The 3,402-nt window shown below is 36.1% G+C and carries 5 protein-coding genes; 3 read left to right on the top strand and 2 right to left on the bottom strand.

Features of this window, described 5'->3' with window-relative positions:
* Nucleotides 1-302: 302 nt before the first annotated feature.
* The 3 genes from H514_RS23215 to H514_RS23210 all read left to right on the top strand — a co-directional run bounded on the left by H514_RS23215 (nucleotide 303) and on the right by H514_RS23210 (nucleotide 1,813).
* A complete protein-coding gene (locus tag H514_RS23215; RefSeq protein WP_051255163.1) occupies nucleotides 303-629 on the top strand; it encodes a hypothetical protein in 327 nt (108 codons plus the stop codon).
* Between the two features lie 72 nt (nucleotides 630-701).
* The gene (locus tag H514_RS24990; RefSeq protein WP_169449767.1) at nucleotides 702-863 is read left to right on the top strand and encodes a hypothetical protein; all 162 of its coding nucleotides are present in this window, start codon (nucleotides 702-704) and stop codon (nucleotides 861-863) included.
* A 299-nt stretch (nucleotides 864-1,162) separates the two neighbouring features.
* Nucleotides 1,163-1,813, top strand: a complete 651-nt coding sequence (locus H514_RS23210; protein ID WP_081673050.1) for a DedA family protein — start codon at nucleotides 1,163-1,165, stop codon at nucleotides 1,811-1,813.
* A gap of 87 nt (nucleotides 1,814-1,900) precedes the next feature.
* On the opposite strand, the gene H514_RS0115260 is transcribed toward H514_RS23210, so the two are convergent.
* Both H514_RS0115260 and H514_RS0115255 read right to left on the bottom strand, forming a co-directional pair.
* Nucleotides 1,901-2,083: a hypothetical protein gene (locus H514_RS0115260; RefSeq protein ID WP_027447739.1), complete on the bottom strand. Its 183-nt coding sequence runs from the start codon at nucleotides 2,081-2,083 to the stop codon at nucleotides 1,901-1,903.
* Nucleotides 2,084-2,125: 42 nt separating this feature from the next.
* On the bottom strand, nucleotides 2,126-2,710 hold the full coding sequence (locus H514_RS0115255; protein ID WP_154657393.1) for a hypothetical protein: 585 nt from the start codon (nucleotides 2,708-2,710) through the stop codon (nucleotides 2,126-2,128).
* Between the last annotated feature and the right edge of the window lie 692 nt (nucleotides 2,711-3,402).

Below are 3,402 nucleotides of genomic sequence, written 5' to 3'. Positions count from 1 at the left end.
TTAAAACCGCTACTTCCTGTAGCAACACCGAACTACCCCACGTCGTGTGGGGCAGCAGGAAAGCAACCCGTTCCACAGCCCGCCGCACTCCACAACAGCAACGGAACCTCTCAGTTTCAAGTCTTCAACATAACTGCCAGATTGTTGAATAAACCACATAATAAATAACCTTTTATTTTCGTTTATATGAACTCTTCCTCTCAGGTACTTTATACCCATTTCAGAGCAAATTTGTTTTTATAATCTAATTTCAGGGTAACTAGTTTATAACAAAACGAAACAACAAAAAGAGGGTGAAAACCTTGAATGAAATCTCATCTTACTATATACACCTGAAAGAACAAAGCCCATCCATGGAAGAAATCATGAACATTTACCGTTTTGTTAATCAGAGCACTTATGATGTTTATTTATATCAAGACGATTTAATTGCAGATGCGTGTAACCTTCCTAAATTGCTATCATTTTTTCTATACTACCGGAAGAATGAACGCATTCTCATGATTATCGATGGCGAAAATGTGGAATATGCATACCAAAAGATCATGAAATACTGTGAGAAACCAATTGATGAGTGCTACGTTAGAAATACTCATGTAGCAAAAGAAGATGTAGCAATCCAAGTATAAGTGTTGATTAACCTACTGGGACTCTCCTACATTGAGAGGAAAACATCTTATCAAAGAAAGGAATGATCGTTCATGACTCACGAACGCGACGTTGAGATTGAACGCAAAGAGAAGAAAACAGATTCAAGTAAAGTTGGCGTTGCGGCCATTAAGTATATTACCTATCTGATTATCTTCTTCGGAATTCTATGGTTCTTAATTCAATATGTCGCCGGCCCTTTATTAGGCGGCTAATTAAAGCTGATATCTCCTGTGAAGGAGTTTATCATACACAATCATCCTTTTCTCCATCTTTTCCCGACAACCCCTTACTCAGATTGAGTAAGGGGTTGTTCTTTTTTTCATGTTAAGGCAAAGTATGAGCTTAAATGCCGTTCCCCAGTATTGATTGCGCTATGTATCCCTCTCAAATAAAGAAACAACTGTCACCTTGAAAGATTAGAGGGAATCTATGGGAATACTTTTACACAATAATATTTAAGGGTATACAAGCAATAGAAGAACAATGGGGCTCTAGTAGAAAGGGGTACACAATGCTCGAATTTATAATGAACTTCATTAAAGAAATAGGTATATATGGCTTATTACTTAGTCTTGCCGTCGAAGCTTCCTCACTCCCATTCCCAGGTACGATTGTTGTTTTAACATATGGTTATATAATGAATGCCTCAGCGCTCAAATTGTTGTGGGTAGCCTTATTAGCTGGAGCCGTTTATACAGCAGCTAGCTATATACCTTATTTCATTGGCTATAAACTTGAAGGTAAAATGAAGAAATGGATTAAACCAGAAAAGCTAGATAAATCTGAGCGTTGGTTTAAACGTTGCGGTGAATGGACAATAGCGATCTCAAGACCATTAGGACTAGGGAATTATATTTCTTACTTTTCCGGAATCAGTCAAGTTAAGCCTTTCCGATTTGGTGCTATTACGTATTTAGGTATGACCCCGTGGATTTACGTCATGCTTCTATTAGGTGGCATGGGAAATATTGAATCAATGAAAAACCTATTTTCAAGTGTTCAACAATATATTTTTATCGGTATAGGAATTATCGTTATCGCTTACTTTGCTTTTAAACGATTTAAGAATTCTAAAAACACCTCTTATAATACAGGTATAAAAAACAAAAAAAAGAAATTATCAAAGCAACAATTGAATTATAATCAAAAAGAAAAAGCATAAAGAAAGTCCTTTCCATTCACTTAAATTGGGAAGGACTTTCTTTATGCTTATTTTTAATATAGGTTAACGAATATTGTGTCTCTACTTTCATAAATGATGTTTATGAGGTATTACTTCTTCAGCCAATTGTAAAGGTGAATCATTTCCATACTCCTCTACTTCTGATGGGTCAGAAGATGCAGCAACCTTGGATATTCCAATCCAAATGACGATACTTAATAGAATCATAATTTTCCAATGAACCAGGTTACGGATTCGACTTCGATTCAATATAACCCTCTCCCTAACGAAGTTCGACTTCTTCTATTTACTTTAACAACTTTTCCTATTTAAGGAAAGATCCGTTTCAATAAATATTTTCAAAGACTCATGTAAATGTGGGGAATGATGTTGAGATGTAGAAAGTTCAATTTGATAGACAAACAGTCCGACAACAATCATCGTAACCGCCATATATAAAGGGTTATGAAACCAATTTACTAGTGGGTGATCATGTGCACAAATAAATATAGTCAGGACGATTATTGAAAAAAACAAAAGGGAGAAAATCTTCAACATCGATTCCCAATTATTCGTAATAACCATACCACTAAGCATCCCTCCCATCATCCCACCCATCAATGCTTGCATGAATCCATGTAAAAGGTGTTCCAAATCAGAAGGTAGCATAAGAATGGTAAGGATGACCCCTGTAAAAACCCCAATGATCATGGAAAGCAGCAAAGATGAAAAAAGAACTTCCCATATCATTCCTGTATAAAAGCTCCCGATCATCGTAACCACCATGACTACTGTACGCGTATATAGGGGAACTATTTTTCTTGAATGATGTAGAAATATTATAAAACCGATCATTGCGAAGATGAGCATGATGGTCCCGTAAAATATAAAACTCATAACACGCTTCCCTCATTTCCACTTGTCCTATGACTAATATATGGTGTTCAGTTCAAAAACATGAACACATGAGACAAACTAATCACAGCGTATATTGGAATGAACATACTTCTTTGAAAAGGAGCATCATCCATGGACATTAAACTTATCGATTGGAAACTCCTTTCTTTTATATCCACTTCCCTTATTTATGAGCACTGGTTATACATGCGTATTCCGAAAATATACTACTGGAGTCCAAAATCTAAAAAGAATAATGGCAAAGAAAACCCGCCTTTATAGGATAAAGGCGGGTTTTCTCTTTTATATTAAATGATTAGGGGGAAGCTATTTTTTTGGTTTTCTTTGATCAATGAGGTCACGAATTTCATTTTCTGTCAATATCATTGAACTCACTCCTTATTCACGTCATTCGCAAATTCTTTAACAAGATCGATTGTTTCTTAACCTACTCTTATCATACCTTCATACGAATGCTGCGATAACGGTAAGGAGATTGATATTCTGTCGGTCTTGAGACGTATTTGAACCTAAGCCTTCTAGTTTTCATTGTTCGGGAAGTTAAATATGAAATTTGATGGGAGTTATTCAGCTATTTGGCAGTTATGTTGAAGACTTGAAACTGAGAGGAGTCCGTTGCTTTTGTGTAATTTGTTCCGGTCAGTGAAACGGCAAGCCTGTTGTGGAAGAAA

The organism is Pontibacillus marinus BH030004 = DSM 16465, assembly GCF_000425225.1.
GTDB classification, from domain to species: Bacteria; Bacillota; Bacilli; order Bacillales; family BH030062; genus Pontibacillus; species Pontibacillus marinus.
Note: the sequence above shows the minus strand (reverse complement) of the source record. Positions and strands in the feature narration are given on the sequence as shown.